Annotated in this window: 17 protein-coding genes; 9 read left to right on the top strand and 8 right to left on the bottom strand. The window is 61.6% G+C overall.

Going from position 1 to position 15,933, the window contains the following annotated elements:
* Nucleotides 1-62 precede the first annotated feature (62 nt).
* Together choW and choV are read left to right on the top strand one after the other, a co-directional pair.
* Nucleotides 63-929, top strand: a complete 867-nt coding sequence (choW, locus tag HOY34_RS13440) for a choline ABC transporter permease subunit (protein ID WP_172363675.1) — start codon at nucleotides 63-65, stop codon at nucleotides 927-929.
* Nucleotides 926-1,957 (top strand): choline ABC transporter ATP-binding protein, encoded by a 1,032-nt coding sequence (gene choV / locus HOY34_RS13435; RefSeq protein WP_172363673.1) that lies wholly within the window; start codon nucleotides 926-928, stop codon nucleotides 1,955-1,957. The genes choW and choV overlap by 4 nt, the downstream gene beginning before the upstream one ends.
* A 121-nt stretch (nucleotides 1,958-2,078) precedes the next feature.
* Here choV and phoB read toward each other — a convergent pair whose 3' ends face one another.
* From phoB to HOY34_RS13400, 7 genes are all read right to left on the bottom strand, one after another.
* Nucleotides 2,079-2,771, bottom strand: a complete 693-nt coding sequence (phoB, locus tag HOY34_RS13430; protein ID WP_172363671.1) for a phosphate regulon transcriptional regulator PhoB — start codon at nucleotides 2,769-2,771, stop codon at nucleotides 2,079-2,081.
* Nucleotides 2,772-2,801: 30 nt separating this feature from the next.
* On the bottom strand, nucleotides 2,802-3,503 hold the full coding sequence (gene phoU / locus HOY34_RS13425) for a phosphate signaling complex protein PhoU (RefSeq protein ID WP_172363669.1): 702 nt from the start codon (nucleotides 3,501-3,503) through the stop codon (nucleotides 2,802-2,804).
* A 14-nt stretch (nucleotides 3,504-3,517) separates the two neighbouring features.
* Nucleotides 3,518-4,315 (bottom strand): phosphate ABC transporter ATP-binding protein PstB, encoded by a 798-nt coding sequence (gene pstB / locus HOY34_RS13420; protein ID WP_172363826.1) that lies wholly within the window; start codon nucleotides 4,313-4,315, stop codon nucleotides 3,518-3,520.
* A gap of 30 nt (nucleotides 4,316-4,345) precedes the next feature.
* Complete coding sequence (gene pstA / locus HOY34_RS13415) at nucleotides 4,346-5,767, bottom strand: phosphate ABC transporter permease PstA (RefSeq protein WP_172363667.1); 1,422 nt, start codon at nucleotides 5,765-5,767, stop codon at nucleotides 4,346-4,348.
* Nucleotides 5,764-7,224 carry a phosphate ABC transporter permease subunit PstC gene (gene pstC, locus HOY34_RS13410; protein WP_172363665.1) on the bottom strand — a complete coding sequence of 487 codons (1,461 nt, stop codon included), beginning with the start codon at nucleotides 7,222-7,224 and terminating at the stop codon, nucleotides 5,764-5,766. Before pstC ends, pstA begins: the two co-directional genes overlap by 4 nt.
* A gap of 297 nt (nucleotides 7,225-7,521) precedes the next feature.
* Nucleotides 7,522-8,454: a ribokinase gene (rbsK, locus tag HOY34_RS13405; RefSeq protein WP_172363663.1), complete on the bottom strand. Its 933-nt coding sequence runs from the start codon at nucleotides 8,452-8,454 to the stop codon at nucleotides 7,522-7,524.
* 90 nt (nucleotides 8,455-8,544) lie between these two features.
* On the bottom strand, nucleotides 8,545-8,994 hold the full coding sequence (locus HOY34_RS13400) for an RbsD/FucU family protein (RefSeq protein ID WP_172363661.1): 450 nt from the start codon (nucleotides 8,992-8,994) through the stop codon (nucleotides 8,545-8,547).
* A gap of 117 nt (nucleotides 8,995-9,111) precedes the next feature.
* On the opposite strand from HOY34_RS13400, the gene HOY34_RS13395 reads away from it, so the two are divergent.
* Nucleotides 9,112-9,630 (top strand): GNAT family N-acetyltransferase, encoded by a 519-nt coding sequence (locus HOY34_RS13395; protein WP_172363659.1) that lies wholly within the window; start codon nucleotides 9,112-9,114, stop codon nucleotides 9,628-9,630.
* 102 nt (nucleotides 9,631-9,732) lie between these two features.
* Here the strand turns inward: HOY34_RS13395 and tpa are convergent, their stop codons facing one another.
* The gene (gene tpa, locus HOY34_RS13390; RefSeq protein ID WP_172363657.1) at nucleotides 9,733-11,112 is read right to left on the bottom strand and encodes a hypotaurine--pyruvate aminotransferase Tpa; all 1,380 of its coding nucleotides are present in this window, start codon (nucleotides 11,110-11,112) and stop codon (nucleotides 9,733-9,735) included.
* Between the two features lie 329 nt (nucleotides 11,113-11,441).
* Between tpa and HOY34_RS13385 the strand changes: the two genes are divergently transcribed.
* Genes HOY34_RS13385 through HOY34_RS13360 form a run of 6 tightly spaced genes read left to right on the top strand, consistent with a single transcriptional unit; the run spans nucleotide 11,442 to nucleotide 15,931 of the window.
* The gene (locus tag HOY34_RS13385) at nucleotides 11,442-11,765 is read left to right on the top strand and encodes a hypothetical protein (RefSeq protein WP_172363655.1); all 324 of its coding nucleotides are present in this window, start codon (nucleotides 11,442-11,444) and stop codon (nucleotides 11,763-11,765) included.
* Nucleotides 11,762-12,154, top strand: coding sequence for a response regulator (locus HOY34_RS13380; RefSeq protein ID WP_172363653.1), 393 nt, complete (start codon nucleotides 11,762-11,764; stop codon nucleotides 12,152-12,154). The genes HOY34_RS13385 and HOY34_RS13380 overlap by 4 nt, the downstream gene beginning before the upstream one ends.
* Nucleotides 12,151-14,139: a chemotaxis protein CheA gene (locus HOY34_RS22125; protein WP_253944453.1), complete on the top strand. Its 1,989-nt coding sequence runs from the start codon at nucleotides 12,151-12,153 to the stop codon at nucleotides 14,137-14,139. Before HOY34_RS13380 ends, HOY34_RS22125 begins: the two co-directional genes overlap by 4 nt.
* Nucleotides 14,075-14,611, top strand: coding sequence for a chemotaxis protein CheW (locus tag HOY34_RS22120; RefSeq protein WP_366926959.1), 537 nt, complete (start codon nucleotides 14,075-14,077; stop codon nucleotides 14,609-14,611). Before HOY34_RS22125 ends, HOY34_RS22120 begins: the two co-directional genes overlap by 65 nt.
* The gene (locus HOY34_RS13365; RefSeq protein ID WP_172363651.1) at nucleotides 14,598-15,062 is read left to right on the top strand and encodes a chemotaxis protein CheW; all 465 of its coding nucleotides are present in this window, start codon (nucleotides 14,598-14,600) and stop codon (nucleotides 15,060-15,062) included. The genes HOY34_RS22120 and HOY34_RS13365 overlap by 14 nt, the downstream gene beginning before the upstream one ends.
* Nucleotides 15,059-15,931 carry a CheR family methyltransferase gene (locus HOY34_RS13360; protein ID WP_172363649.1) on the top strand — a complete coding sequence of 291 codons (873 nt, stop codon included), beginning with the start codon at nucleotides 15,059-15,061 and terminating at the stop codon, nucleotides 15,929-15,931. The genes HOY34_RS13365 and HOY34_RS13360 overlap by 4 nt, the downstream gene beginning before the upstream one ends.
* Nucleotides 15,932-15,933 lie beyond the last annotated feature (2 nt).

The following is a 15,933-nucleotide window of genomic DNA, read 5'->3' as shown; positions in this document are numbered from 1 at the left end:
CTTCGGGCAAGGCCGCCCTGCCCCATGCCGCAGCCCCTTTTCCCCTGGTTGGACAGGTTGCAATGGACGCATTTTTCGCCTCGCTTCTCGCGTTTTTCGGCATAGAGAAGATCGGCAAGATCCCGGTCGGTGCCACCGCAAAGACCGTCGTTGACTGGCTGAAAACCAGCTTTGGCGGGCTTTTTGACATGATCAGCGACGGGCTTGGCTGGCTGATCAATGGCACGCTGAGCCTCTTGCAATATCCGCATCCGACCATCGTCGTGGCGCTGATCATCGCGCTGACCTGGTGGCGGCAACGGTCGTGGAAGCTGTGCCTGCTGGTGCTGCTGGGCTTTTTGTTCATTCTGAACCAGGGCTATTGGAAGGCCACCACCGAGACCCTGGCGCTGCTGTTCTACGCCTGCCTGTTTTGCATGTTGGTGGGGGTGCCGATTGGCATTGCCTGTGCGCATCGCCCGAAACTTTATGCAGCACTTTCGCCGGTGCTTGATCTGATGCAGACGCTGCCGACCTTCGTCTATCTGATCCCGGCGGTGGTGTTTTTCGGGCTGGGTATGGTGCCGGGCCTTTTGGCCACGGTCGTATTCGTGCTGCCCGCGCCGATCCGGCTGACCTATCTGGGCGTCTCGTCAACCCCCCAGGCCCTGACCGAGGCGGCAACGGCCTTTGGCGCCACGCCCTGGCAAAAGCTGCGCAAGGTGGAACTGCCCTGGGCGCTGCCGCAGATCATGGTGGGGCTGAACCAGACCATCATGCTGTCTTTGTCGATGGTGGTGATCGCGGCGATGGTGGGGGCGAATGGCCTTGGCATCCCGGTCGTGCGGGCGCTGCAACAGGGCAATACCGCGCTTGGGTTTGAATCCGGGCTGATCATCGTTGTCGTGGCCGTGATGCTGGACCGCATCCTGCGTGTGAGGGGCAAATGACCGGAAACGCTGTAGAATTTGACCGCGTCTCGATTGTCTTCGGCGAGCATCCCGACCGTGCCCTGCCGCTGATGGATCAGGGACTGTCGCGCACCGAGATCCAGGCCCGCACGGGCCAGGTTCTGGGCGTGCATGATTGCAGCCTGAGCGTCGCCGAGGGCGAGATCCTTGTGCTGATGGGTCTTTCTGGCTCTGGCAAATCGACGCTTTTGCGCGGGGTGAATGCGCTGAACCCGGTGGTGCGCGGCGAGGTGCGCGTCCATGACGGCAAGGGCATGGTCTCGGTCACCAATGCCGGGCCGGATGCGCTGCGGGGCTTGCGCGCCAACCGCATCGCCATGGTTTTCCAGCAGTTTGGCCTGCTGCCCTGGCGCACGGTTCGTGACAATGTGGGCCTCGGGCTGGAGCTTGCAGGTATCCCCCCCGCCGAGCGGCGCGAGCGGGTCGACCGCCAGCTGGCCCTGGTCAACCTTTCGCAATGGGCGGATCGCAAAGTGGGCGAGCTGTCCGGCGGCATGCAGCAGCGCGTCGGCCTTGCCCGCGCCTTTGTGACCGAGGCGCCGATCCTTCTGATGGACGAGCCCTTCTCGGCGCTTGATCCGCTGATCCGCGCCCATCTGCAGGATGAGCTGCTGGATCTGCAGGCGCGGCTGAAACGCACCATCATCTTCGTCAGCCATGATCTGGATGAGGCCTTCAAACTGGGCAACCGCATCGCCCTGATGGAGGGCGGGCGGATCGTCCAATGCGGCACGGCGCGGGAAATCATCGCCAATCCGGTCTCGGATTACGTTGCCGATTTCGTGGCCCATATGAACCCGCTGGGCGTCCTGACCGCCCGCGATGTGATGGAACCGGGCAGCAGCGATCCCGCAACCCGCGAGATCCATCCCGAAATGCCGGTGCGCGAAGTGATGGAGGCGATTACCGCCGGCACCGACACGCTGGCGGTGGTGGAAAGCGGCACCCGCCTTGGCACCATCCGCGCCAATGCGGTGCTGGGAAAACTGCTCAATCCGCGCGGCTAGACCCTATTCGCCTGAGCGATGCAAAAAGCCCGCCGAAACATCGGCGGGCTTTTTTATAGATATGACTGGCAGGAAAACCTCTTCCGCCGAAGGCGAAAGCGCCCCGAAGGGGCGCCCCCTTTTACCCTAGCGCATAGCCCGCGCCGCGCACCGTGCGCACCGGATCCTCGCCGCCGAACTGCATCAGCGACTTGCGCAGACGCCCGACATGGACATCCACCGTGCGGGTGTCGACATAGATGTCGCGCCCCCAGACCCGGTCAAGCAGCTGCTCGCGCGACCAGACCCGACCCGGCTTTTCCATCAGCGTGGTCAGCAGGCGGAACTCGGTCGGGCCCAGTTTCAGCACCTTGTCGGATCGGTAAACCCGATGCGTTTCCGGATCGAGGCGGATATCGCCATATTCCAGCACCACGCCCGCCGTTGACGGGCGCACCCGGCGCAGCTGGGCGCGGGTGCGGGCCATCAGCTCAAGCACCGAATAGGGTTTGATGACATAGTCATCCGCCCCGGTCTCAAGCCCGCGGATCCGGTCCACCTCTTCGGCGCGCGCCGACAGCATGATGATCGGCGTGCCGCGCGTCTCGGGCCGCATTTTCAGGCGGCGACAGACCTCGATGCCGGACAGCTTCGGCATCATCCAGTCAAGGATGATGATATCGGGGGCCTCTTCCTCGACAAGGATCAGCGCATCCTCGCCATTGTCGGCCGGAACCACCCGGAACCCCTCGGCATCGAGATTATAGGCGAGAACTTCGCGCTGTGCGGGCTCGTCCTCGACCAGGAGCACGGTCGGTCTGCCGTCCTGTGCCATATATGCTTACTCCTTCAGAGCGGGATCGGTTCAGACGGATTCGGACACGGCATCATGTTTCGGACGATCATCCGAGGGCAGTTCCCCCTCGACCAGATAGATCACCTGTTCGGCAATCCCGGTGGCATGATCGCCGACGCGCTCGATGTTCTTGGCAATGAAATGCAGGTGCATCGAGGCGGTGATGGTGCGCGGATCTTCCAGCATATAGGTCAGCAGCTGGCGGAAGAGACCGGAATACATCTGGTCGATTTCCTGATCGCGGGCACGGATCTCGCGGGCGCGCACCACATCGCGGGCGATATAGGCATCCAGCGCATCCGACATCTGCTGCACGACCAGCTTTGCCATCCGGCGCACGGTGCCCGTGGCGGTGCCGACCGGGGCCACGCCCATCAGCACAAGGCTGCGCTTCGCCAGGTTCTTGGCGTAATCGCCCGAACGCTCCAGCGCGGTGGCCAGACGCATCACCGTCAGAACGGTGCGCAGGTCGGATGCCGCAGGCGCCCGCTGGGCGATGATGCGGGCGCATTCGGTCTGGATCAGCTCTTCCAGACCATCAATCGCCTTGTCGCCCTGGCGCACCTTATTGGCCAGCGCCTCATCGCGCAGCTCCAGCGCCTCGGCCGCGTCGAGAAGCGCCTTCTCGACCAGACCACCCATCTTCATCACCTGGGCCTGGACGCCTTCCAGATCACGGTCAAAGCCGGAAACAATATGTGAATCTTGCATATTTCTCGCTCCCGTCAGCCGATACGGCCAGTGATATAGGATTCGGTGCGCGGATCTTTGGGGTTGGTAAAGATCTGCGAGGTCTCGCCAAATTCCACCAGATTGCCCAGGTGGAAGAAGGCGGTTTTCTGGCTGACCCGGGCGGCCTGCTGCATCGAGTGGGTCACGATCACCACCGAGAAATTCGAGCGCAGCTCGTCGATCAGCTCCTCGACCTGCGCCGTCGCAATCGGGTCCAGCGCCGAGCAGGGCTCGTCCATCAACAGCACCTCGGGCGAGGTCGCCACAGCGCGTGCGATGCACAGACGCTGTTGCTGGCCGCCTGACAGCCCGGTGCCCGGTGCGTGCAGACGGTCCTTGACCTCATTCCAGAGCGCGGCTTTGCGCAGGCTTGATTCCACGATGCCGTCAAGTTCGGCCTTGTTGCGGGTCAGCCCGTGGATGCGCGGGCCGTAAGCCACATTGTCATAGATCGACTTCGGGAAGGGGTTCGGCTTTTGGAACACCATGCCCACTTTGGCCCGCAGCTGCACCGGATCGACGCGCTTGTCGTAGATGTTTTCGCCATCCAGCAGGATATTGCCCTGCACGCGGCAGATCGGGATGGTGTCATTCATCCGGTTCAGGGTGCGCAGGAAGGTCGATTTCCCGCAGCCCGAGGGCCCGATGAAGGCGGTGACCGCCTTGTCGGGGATATCGACCGAGACATCCTTGATCGCATGGCTGTCGCCATAATGGACCTGGACGCCGCTGGCTTTGATACGGATACCGTTTGCATCAACGGTGCGATCAGCAATTCGCATATCGTTCATATTCATAACTCGCTTTTGCCTCTGCGCGCCTTACCAGCGGCGCTCGAACCGACGGCGCAGGATGATGGCCGTGACATTCATGATGAGAAGGAAGACCAGCAGGACGATGATGGCACCGTTCGACCGTTCGATAAAGGCCGGGTCAGAGCGCGAGGCCCAGGAGTAAACCTGCACCGGCAGCGCGGTCGCCGGATCAGAGAAACCGCCATCCCAGGGCGCTGCCGGATAATTGGCCACGAAAGCCACCATCCCGATCAGCAAAAGCGGCGCGGTTTCGCCCAAAGCCGAGGCAAGGCCCAGAATGGTTCCGGTCAGGATGCCCGGCATCGCCAGCGGCAGCACATGGTGGAACACGGTCTGCATCTTTGACGCGCCAATCCCAAGCGCCGCATCGCGGATCGAGGGGGGCACAGCCCGGATCGCCGCGCGGGTGGCGATGATGATCGTCGGCAGGGTCTGCAGGCTGAGAACCAGCGCCCCCACCAGCGATGCCGACATCTTCAGCGCCTCAACCCCCATCTGGCCGCCCAGCACATTGATGAAGATCGCCAGGCCGAGGATCCCGTAAACGATCGAAGGCACAGCCGCGAGATTGGCGATATTGACTTCGATCAGGTCGGTCCAGCGGTTTTTCGGCGCGAATTCCTCCAGATAGATCGAGGCCGCCACACCGACCGGCACACACATGATCAGCACCAGAAACATCATATAGGCCGAGCCAAGGATCGCCACGCCGACGCCTGCGGTTTCAGGCCTGGTGTCAGAGCTGTCGGTATTGGTCAGGAAGTCCCAGTTCCAGGAGGTGGACAGCATCCCCGCCTCTTTCATCCGGTCTGCGACATCCAGCTGGCCCATGGTGACATTGGTGTCACGCTCGGCGCTGGCCCGGGTCACGCGGCCCTTCATATAGCCATCGATCCGCCCGCCTGCGACCAGCGCGATGTCAATCGTCTGACCGATCAGCGAGGGGTCTGCCAGCACATCGGCACGCAGCTCGCCCGCCGCCCCTTTCGAGATCATATCGGTCAGCTCCTTTGCAGGAACATCGTCGGTCTTGATCCCTTTTGCCGCCAGCGCAGCCAGGAAGGCCTCATTGATGACCTTGTTATAGGTCATGGTGGTCTGTTTCGTCATCTCATCGCGGTTGCGGTTTCCGGCCGGATCCAGCACCTCGGCGCTGAGTGTGACGGGAACCGACATACGGGTCTGGAAGAAGGCCGAGGTGCCATCGCGGAAGATGGTGAAGATCATCAGCGCAAGGATCGCCAGGCTGAAGAGGATCGCGGTCAGGCCAAGCACCTTAAAGACGCTTTCGGTGCGGTTGCGTGCTTTCATCCGGGCCGACTGACCAAGGATCGAAACCTTTGGTTTGCCGCCAGCATTCGGGCCACCAGCATTCGGGCCACCCGCAGTCGGGCCTGCGCCCGGGGTATTTGCGGAGATATCGCTCATTCGTATTGCTCCCGGTATTTCCGCACAATCCAGACGGCCATCACGTTCAGAAGAAGGGTGATGACGAAGAGCGTCATGCCCAGTGCGAAAGCCACAAGGGTTTCAGGGCTGTTGAAATCGGTGTCCCCGGTCAGCTGACCGACGATCTTCACCGTCATTGTGGTCATGGCCTCAAAGGGGTTCAGGCTGAGTTTGGCGGCGGCACCTGCCCCCATCACCACGATCATCGTCTCGCCGATGGCACGCGATGCGCCCATCAGGATCGCGCCTGCGATCCCCGGCAGGGCTGCGGGCAGCACCACCTGGCGGATGGTCTCGGATTTGGTCGAGCCAAGGCCGAAGGCGCCGTCACGCAGGGATTGCGGCACCGCGTTGATGATGTCGTCGGACAGCGACGAGATGAAGGGGATGTTCAGAAGCCCGATCACGATGCCTGCGGTCATCACCGAGGCCGCCGAGTTGCCAAAGCCCATCGGGGCCGCGAAGAAGTCGCGCAGGAAGGGGCCGACGGTGATCAGGGCGAAAAGGCCGTAGACCACGGTCGGGATCCCCGCGATCACCTCGATCATCGGCTTGACCCAGGCGCGGGTGCGTTTGCTGGCATATTCCGCCAGGTAAATCGCCGCGAAAAGGCCCAGCGGCACCGCGACCAGCAGCGCGATGATGGTGATATAGATGGTGCCCCAGAACAGCGGGATGAAACCGAGTTCCGAGCCGCCGCCGAATTTCGGGTTCCAGGTCAGACCGAAGAAGAAATCCCCGATCGGATATTGGCTGAAGAAGTTGAAGCTTTCCGACAAAAGCGACCAGATGATGCCGACGGTGGTCAGAATGGCGATCAGCGAGGCCAGCATCAAAAGCCGCAACACGACTTTCTCAACGCGGTTGCGGGCCCAGAAATCCGGCGCGATGACCTTCAGCGCCCAGGCAAGCCCGCCCAGAGCGATCAGCCCGATCACCACAGTGCGGACAACCGAGACGGTGGCCAGGCTGCTGCGATAGGCTTTCGCGCCCGCCAGCCCCTCGGCTGTGGCGCTGGAGACAAGCGCCACGCGCACATCTTTAAGGGCCGCGTCCAGCTCGGGCGTCGGCGCATCCATCGCGGCAATCTGGCTTTCGGTCAGCTTGCCCTGCGCGGCCGCGGCATCAAGACCGGCGGCAATGCGCCGCACATCCGTCATCGCCAGCTGGCGCGCCGTATCATCTTGCTGCACCGAGGTCGGCAGATGCGGCAGGGCCGCACGCTCGACATAGAATGGCTGGATCAAAAGCCAGACAATCAGGGCTATAAAGGCAGGCACGAATGCCATAATCGCCGTGTACCAGCCATAATAGGCAGGCAAAGAATGGAGTGTGCGGGGCTCGCCCCCGGCCAAAGCCAGCGCACGCTGGCGACCGAGGACGAAACCTGCGGCGGCAAGCACCGCGAGTATCATCAAAAGAGGCAGGACCGTCATGACCACGTCCGTTCGGGTTACAGGAAGCCCGTAAGCGGGCACCTTCCTTCTGCGGTGGTCATGCTTCGGTTTTGTAACCCCAGTGTGACAGTTTTCCAAAAACTTGGCCCGAAGTCGGATGGGGGTCGGGTGGGGGCCGGATGGCGGCCGGATGGGGACAGACAGGGCTGCGCCCCTGTCCGGGGCGATCAGGGCAGTAAAAAAGGGGGCATAGCCCCCTTTTCCTGTGCATTTTCACCAAAGATCGCAGCTTCGCAAAGGATCACAGGGCCTTGGTGCCGCTGCCTCTTTGCAAGATCAGCGCAGAACAGCGTCGATCTGCGCCCGATCCGCCATCGCCGCCGCCGCGCCTGCGCGTGTCACACTCAGCCCGGCTGTCGCATTGCCGAATCGAAGTGCGGCACCGATCTCCATCCCCTCTGACAGGGCCACCGCAAAGCCACCGTTGAAGGCATCGCCCGCGCCTGTCGTCTCGACCACCGGGCCCGCGCTGATCACCGGGATATGCAACTGCGTCCTCCGGTCGCGGTAAAGCACGCCATTCGCGCCCAGCGTCACCACCACAGCCCCCACCCCGCGCGACAAAAGCGCATCAGCGGCCCGGGCGGCACTGTCGATATCGGTGACCGGGATATCGGTCAGCAGCTCTGCCTCGGATTCGTTTGGCGTGATGAAATCGCAAAGCGCCAGCAGATCATCGTCCAGTTCCGCCGCAGGTGCGGGGTTCAGAATGGTCGTCACCCCCGCCTGCCGCGCAAGGCGCAGGCCGGTGCGGGCGGCCTCAAGCGGTTGTTCCAGCTGGGTGATGAAAACGCCCGCCCCCCGGATCAGATCGGCGCGGGCCTGCAGGTCATCAGGCGAGATCCTGGCCCCTGCCCCGGCGGCAACGATGATCGCATTGTTCCCGGTTGCCGCCTCGATAAAGATAAAGGCAGACCCGGTATGGCTTTCGGGATCCTCTTTCACCTCGGGGATCACGCCCGCATCCTGCCAGACCGAGCGGGCCATTTTGGCGAAATCATCGCGCCCCAGCCGGGTAATGATATGCACCGCATTGCCGGGGCCCGCCGCCTTTGCCGCCGCCACCGCCTGGTTCGAGCCCTTGCCGCCCGGCTCCAGCCGGAAGTCCTGGCCCATGATCGTTTCGCCGATTTTGGGCTGGCGGCTGGCGCGGTAAACCGCATCGGCGTTGAAGATGCCCAGAACGATAATGGGCTTTGCGACTGTCATTTTACGGCTCCGGGGATTGGGCGGGCGGATTGCTAAACTACAGAAATTCAGCGTTCAGGCGGGTGCTGAGACTGGCGTTCAGGCTGGCGCTCAGACTGGCGCTATGACGCCCTTGCGCAGCATGAAGCAGCCGTAGAAGCGGCGCTCTCCGGTCTGGACGACGGCATAGGCCTGTTTTGCCAGATCGTAAAAGGCAAAGCGCTCGATCCCCGGCAGCGGGCGGGCGCGGCCCTCGGCCTGGTCGATCTCGGCCTGGACCTCAAGCTGCACCGCAGGCCAGGCGCCCGCATCACCGACCACCTCCATCCGGCCCGCGAAATCGGGCACGAAATCATCCAGCGGCAGCACCGAGAGGATGGCATTCGCCGCCTCGGCCGAGGTCAGATTCTCCATCAGCAGCGGGCGGCCCAGCACGGTGTGTTTGGCCACCGAATGCGCGGGAAAATTGGTGTCGCACAGGATCAGCATATCGCCATGCCCCATTGCGCGCAGCGTGCCCAGCACATCCGAATTCAGCCGATGGTCAATTCCCTTGAGCATTCCTGATCTCCCTGCTTCGATGGCCAGGATATGCCGCGCCGCTGGCGGCGTCCAGAACCCCTGACTGCCGCCATTCCCGGCCGGAAAGGCCCGCCCGACCCGCCTGAAAGGATCCCCATGCGCATCCGTGATGCCAGCCCCGAAGACCGCGCCCCGATCATGGCGCTGATCACCCGCGCCTTCCTGACCGCCCCGCATCGTGACGGCAATGAAGCGGAACTGTTCAAAGCGCTGGAGGTGTCAGGCGCATTGATACTGTCCCTGCTGGCCGGGCGCGGGGGCGAGTTGATCGGCCATCTGGCGGCCTCGCTTTGCCGGATCGGCACTGAGGGGGCATTCGCGCTGATCGCTCCGCTCTCGGTCGCACCAGAGGCGCAGGGGGCTGGCATCGGGGCCGCCCTGATGCGTGAGGCTTTGGCGCGGCTGCAGGCGCAGGGGCTGCAGGGGGCGGCGCTGGTCGGCGATCCGGGCTATTATGGGCGGTTCGGTTTTGCCGCGCAGCCCGGCCTGACCTGCGCCGGGATCCCCGATGAATTTGTGCTCTCTCTGGGGTTTGGGCGCCCTGCCCCCATCGGCGCTTTGCAGCTGCCTGCGGCATTTGGGGACCTCGCCTCGGCCGGGAGGCAGGATCCCTGAAAAAGAACGGGCTGCGGGATCTCTCCCACAGCCTGCAATCAGGCCTGGCCGCTTTCGGGGCCGCTTTGACCCCTGACGCCGCCTTGGCCCCTGGACGTGTGATCAGCCAAAGACGCGGGTCAGTGCCACGTCGATTGCCCCGGTGATCTCATCGATATTCTCGGGCGTGGCGATCAGCGCGGGCGAAAGGCACAGCGTATTGTTGAACCCAGGGATCGAGCGGTTCGTCACCCCGATGATCACGCCTTGCGCCCCGCATTCCGCCACCACCTGTGCCGCCAGCTTTTCAGCCACCGGCTCTTTGGTCTGGCGATCAGCCACCAGCTCTGCGCCAAGGAACAGGCCCTTGCCGCGCACATCGCCGATCACCTTATGCTTTTCCATCAGCGCCTGCAGGTTGCCAAGGCAGCGATCCCCCATGGCGATGGTGTTCTCGATCAGCTTCTCATCCTCGATGATGCGCATATTCTCCAGCGCCGCCGCCGGACCCGAGGTACAGCCGCCAAAAGTCGAGATATCGCGGAAATAGCTGAGCGGGTCCGAGGCATCATCCTTGAACATCTCGAAAACGCGCTCGGTGGTCACGGTGCAGCTGATCGCCGCATAGCCCGAGGCCACGCCCTTCGCCATGGTCACGAAGTCGGGCTTGATGCCGTAAAGCTGATAGCCGAACCAGGCCCCGGCCCGGCCCATGCCGCAGACGACCTCATCGATATGCAGCAGGATATCGTATTTCCTGCAGATTTCCTGCACGCGCTCCCAATAGCCTTTGGGGGGCACGATCACGCCGCCGCCTGCGGTCACCGGCTCCAGCACCAGCGCGCCGATGGTATCGGCACCTTCGCGCAGGATCACCTCTTCGATGGCGTCAGCGGCACGCTCGCCGTAGTTTTCCACGTCCCATTGTTTGCGGTATTCTAAGCAATGCGGCACCCGCACAAAGCCCTCCGGGAAGGGGCCATATTGCTTTGAACGCTCGTCCTGGCCGCCCGAGGCCAGCGCCCCGATGGTGGTGCCGTGATAGTCGCGGTCGCGGTAAAGGATCTTCCACTTCTTGCCGCCATGCACACGATGCGCGATCTGGCGCACCATCTTATAGACCTTCTCATTGGCCTCAGAGCCCGAGTTGGAATAGTAAACCCGGGTCAGCCCCGGCATTTTGGTGACCAGTTTTTCCGCAAACAGGGCGCCCGGAACCGAGCCCGCAGCACCCGCGAAATAGTTCATCTTCACCAGCTGATCGCGCACCGCATTGGCGATGCTTTCGCGGCCGTAGCCGACGTTTACCGTCCAGACGCCGCCCGAAACCGCGTCGATATATTCCTTGCCCCTGGCATCCCAGACGCGGATGCCCTTGCCCTCGACGATCACGCGCGGGTCCGAGGTCTCAAACGCCTTATGCTGCGCCAGATGGTGCCAGACATGGGCGCGATCGGCCTCGATCACTCGTCCCATATCATTCATGCCCTGAATGCCTTCCATGGCTCTGCCTTTCCCTGCGAGATCGCCTTTGGCGTCATTATCGCCCAAATGCAGCACAACCTTAGGGCCAGACCGGAAACGACATTAAGGCCAGTTAAAAGGCCGCGCGAAAAAGATCAGGATTTTAGCGAATAAACCCCGGGCGAATGCGCGATTTCCCGGCAAATCGGGGCGGAAACAACCTTTCCTTAAGTTTCGCAGACTTATCCCTGTTGGGAATGGGAAGTTTCAACCGAGGTAAGTGGCCGATGCCCACTCTGAACCAGCAAATTCCGCCCGCTCTGCCAGAGCAGGCAGCGATTTCTGCCGCGGCGGCCTGCGGGACCGCAATGCCCGCGCAGACTGTGGTGCTGGATCTGCCATCGCGGGCCGATCCGCTGGCGGATCCCTCGCTCGCGGCCTTTTTCCACAACAACCGTGACACCGCGCTTAGGGTCAATGCCGCAGGGCTGCGTCAGTTCAGCGGGCTTTTGGCCGAACTGTTGCTGACCGAGGCCGCAGATCGGCGCGAACGCGGCATCCCCTTTGCGATCTCAGGCGTCTCGACGCTGCACCGTGCGCAACTGACACTGCTGGGCCTGATCAACGCATTGCCCATAGCGCCAGAGCCGTCCGCTTCCCCGGCCCCCATGTCAGAGGGGCGCTCCACATGAGCCTGCGCGTCCTGGCCATTGATGATTCCCTGACCATCCGCACGCTTTTGCGTCAGGCGATGGAAAATGCGGGCTTTGACTGCGCCACCGCCAATGACGGGGCTGATGGCGTCAGCATGTTCGCCGAGGTCGATCCCGATGTGGTCATCACCGATATCAACATGCCCCGCCTCGATGGTTTTGGCGTGATCGAAGCGATTCGCTCAGGCACCCATAATTCGCGGGTGCCGATCCTGGTGCTCAGCACCGAAAGTGGCGATGCCCTGAAGGCACGGGCAAGGGCCGCAGGCGCGACAGGCTGGCTGGTCAAACCCTTTGAGGATTTGCAGCTGATCGCAGTCCTGCGCCGGGTCACCGGCTATTCCGGTTCAGGAAAGGCACATCCATGAGCATGCAGTCCATCCGCGACACGTTTTTCGAGGAATGTGAGGATCTGCTTGAGGCCCTGGCCGAGGGCCTTGCCCGTATGGAAAGCGGCGAGGCAGACAGTGAATGCCTGAATGCGGTGTTCCGGGCGGTGCATTCCATCAAAGGTGGTGCCGGGGCCTTCGCGCTGGATGATCTCGTGGCCTTTGCCCATCGGTTTGAAACAGTGCTTGATGAGATCCGCTCTGACCGGATGGAGCTGACCGATGAGGCGATGCACGTCCTTTTGCGCTCGGCCGATCACCTGGCCGATCTGGTCGAGGCTGCCCATGAAGAGCGCAGCATAGACGACGACATCACCGCAGGTTTTCTGGCCAATCTCGACGCCTGCCTCGGGGATGCCGGTTTTGAGGACCCCGCCGAAGACGCCGATTTCGGTTTCAGCGCCATCACCCTGGACTTCGGCCTTTCGGCAGAGTTTACCGACCCAGGTGCGCCAGGGGCCGGGCCGCCCTCATCCACACCGCATATCTCTGATGGGGCTGATCCGGATAGGACAACAGAGTTCGGCACAGGGTTTGAAGAAACAGCATCGCCGGGCGAGGCATCGGCTGACGGCCTCAGCCCTGCCACGCCAGGATCCGTGCCTGCCACCACCGAAGATGAGGCCCCTGCACAGGGCTGGATCATCCATTTTCGTCCCTGGGCCTCGCTATATACCAACGGCCATGATCCATTCCCTTTGCTTTGCGGCCTTGAAGCGCTTGGCGCATCCCGGATTACGCCAGATCTCAGCCGTTGCCCCAAACCCGACAGCTATTCGCCCGAATCGCCCTGGCTAGGCTGGGAAGTTCACCTTCCGTCATCTGTCAGCCATGCTGAAATCGACGCGCATTTTGAATTTGTTCGTGGCCTCTGCAACCTGGAAATCGCGCCCCAAAACTCGCCCAGAGTAATCGAAGCCGGCCCATCAGTGCTCAGCAACCCTGATGCGGCGCCCCCGCCCCCCCAAATGCCGATCCACTCCGAAGGGCTTGAAACAAGTGCCGCAGCAGTCATGGCGGAGCTCGGGGCTGCCACGGCCGGTGTCGGTGTCTCAGACAGCCAGACCGCCGATACGCCACAGCCTCTTGCGCCACGCAAACGCCCGTCAAAAGCCGAAGATGAAAGCGATAACCGCGGCCCAAAACCCACGCTGCGGGTGGATCTGGAACGGGTCGATCGTCTGATCAACGCCGTGGGCGAACTTATCATCAACCAGGCGATGATCGAGCAAAGCGTGACCGACCTGTCGCTGCCCGCCGAAACAGAGATTATCAGCCATACCGAGGACTACCGCCTGCTGGCGCGCGACCTCCAGGAGGCGGTGATGGCGATCCGTGCGCAGCCGGTGAAGCCGCTCTTTCAGCGCATGTCCCGCATCGTTCGTGAGGCATCTGAGGCCACCGGAAAACCCGCAAGACTGGTCACAGTCGGTGACACAACCGAAGTTGACAAAACAGTGGTCGAGCGGCTCGCCGACCCGTTAACCCATATGATCCGCAATGCAGTCGACCATGGCCTGGAAAACAGCGCAGCCCGTGCACTTGCGGGAAAAGACCCCGAGGGCACAATCCGCCTGTCAGCCGCTCATCGCTCTGGCAGCGTGATCATCACCATCAGCGATGATGGCGGCGGCCTCGACAGGGACAAGGTGCTTGCAAAGGCGATATCCCGTGGCCTCGTCACCGAAGGGGCAGAGCTAAGCGATGCCGAAATAGATAACTTACTGTTTCTGCCTGGTTTTTCTACCGCCGATAAAGTATCGAACCTCTCCGGTCGCGGCGTCGGCCTCGACGTGGTCAAGAATGCGGTAACAGCGCTTGGTGGACGCATCGCGATCAGTTCTACCCTGGGCCAGGGGTCAGAGTTCACCATCTCCCTGCCCCCTCACCCTCGCCGTGATGGACGGCATGGTCATCTCTGTAGCAGGCCAGACCATGGTGATCCCCATTTCATCCGTCATTGAGACAATCAGGCCAGCCCCCTCTGACCTGCACCTAATCGGCACGAATGACCGGCTTCTGGCGATCAGAGGACGCTTTCTGCCAATGATCGACGTTGCGCAATGCCTTGGCTTTGGCAGCCGCGACCCCGCACACTCTCCTTTGGCTTTGCTGGTTGAAACCGATGCGCAGACCCATTGCGCCCTGATCGTTGATGCAGTGCTCGACCAGCGGCAAGTGGTGATCAAAGGGCTGGATTCCAACTATGGTGCAATTCCCGGCGTCTCTGCGGCAACTGTGCTGGGCGATGGGCAGATCGCCCTGATCCTGGACACCGAGGCGCTGACCTCCAGCCTTTACGGTTTCAACGGCGTTCGAACAGCTGCCATTGCGCAAAACAGTTCACCCGCATCAGCGCAAGCCGCGCAGTCCATGCAGGTTCAGAAAATTATGACCTCGCCCCCCAACCCCGGAGCGCCCCATGCCATCCACTGACGCCGCAGCCAGACAAGATGCAGAGTTTGTGACATTTTTTGCCGGTGCACAGAGCTTTTCACTGGATATTTCCCATGTCCGTGAAATCCGCAGATGGAGCACGGTAACCCCGCTGCCACATGCCCCAAAAGAAGTCCTCGGCGTGATGAACCTGCGCGGTTCTGTCATTCCGATTTACGACCTTTCGGCCCGCTTCGGGCCGGGGCCAACAACCGACAATCCACGCAATGTCGTCGTAGTTGCGACCATCGGCAGCCAGACCGTTGGACTTTTGGTCGAGGCTGTTTCGGAAATTTTGTCGGTGGCGAAATCACAGATCCAGGAAACGCCGGACATTCGCTCTGAAAACACACGCGCGTCAATCACAGGGATCATCCAGATGGAAGAGGGCATGACGCGGGTTATCGACCTGGAGGCCGTAATCCAATGCAAGGCAAAGCAGGCAGCATGACCCTGACTGTGCGCCCCCGCTCTGCCAAAGCTGACAGTCTGCCCCATGCGCCACCATTCAGTGATGTCGACTTCCGCAGATTGGCAGAGATCGCCCATCGCGAGTTTGGGCTCTTTCTGCAGGATAATAAAAAGCAGGTGGTGCATACCCGTCTGTTGCGTCTGCTGCAGGAAACCGGGTGCCCGGATATAGCTAGCTTCCTGTCACGAATAGAGGCTGATCCGAATACGCCGGAACGTGAGGCATTGATCAGTGCGCTGACCACCAATGTGACCAGTTTTTTTCGGGAATCGCATCACTTCGATCTGCTTGCCGAAATGCTTCTGAAGCCGAATCTCGCGCGTCTCAGATCGGGGCAACGGCTGCGAATTTGGTCGGCAGGCTGCTCGGCAGGCCAGGAGCCCTGCTCGATCGCGATGAAAATCCTGGAATTATTGCCGGAAGCATCCCGGCTGAACATTCGCATTCTCGCAACAGATATTGATTCCTCAATTATCATCAAGGCACGAACAGCAAAGTATCCGGATGACGAACGCCGATCCATCCCGAAACATCTTCTGTCAAATTTTGTGAGACAGGATGCAGATAATAAATTCAACATCGATCAAAAAGTTACCGAAATGATCCGCTTTGCTGAACTAAATCTTGTTGGTCACTGGCCTATGAAGGGGCCATTTGACGCAATTTTTTGTCGCAATGTGGCGATTTACTTCGACAAACCCACACAGGCCCGCCTCTGGAGCAGGTTCTCTCAACTTCTGCGTCCTGGCGGGATGCTTTTTATCGGACACTCCGAGCGCGTTTCAGGTCCGGCCGTCAAAGATCTGGTCAGCGCCGGAATAACCTCATACCGGCGGATCGCCAACTAAAA

The organism is Pseudogemmobacter hezensis (assembly GCF_013155295.1).
Taxonomy (GTDB): Bacteria; Pseudomonadota; Alphaproteobacteria; order Rhodobacterales; family Rhodobacteraceae; genus Pseudogemmobacter; species Pseudogemmobacter hezensis.
The sequence above is the reverse complement of the archived record's forward strand: the minus strand, read 5'-3'. Positions and strand labels throughout refer to the sequence as shown.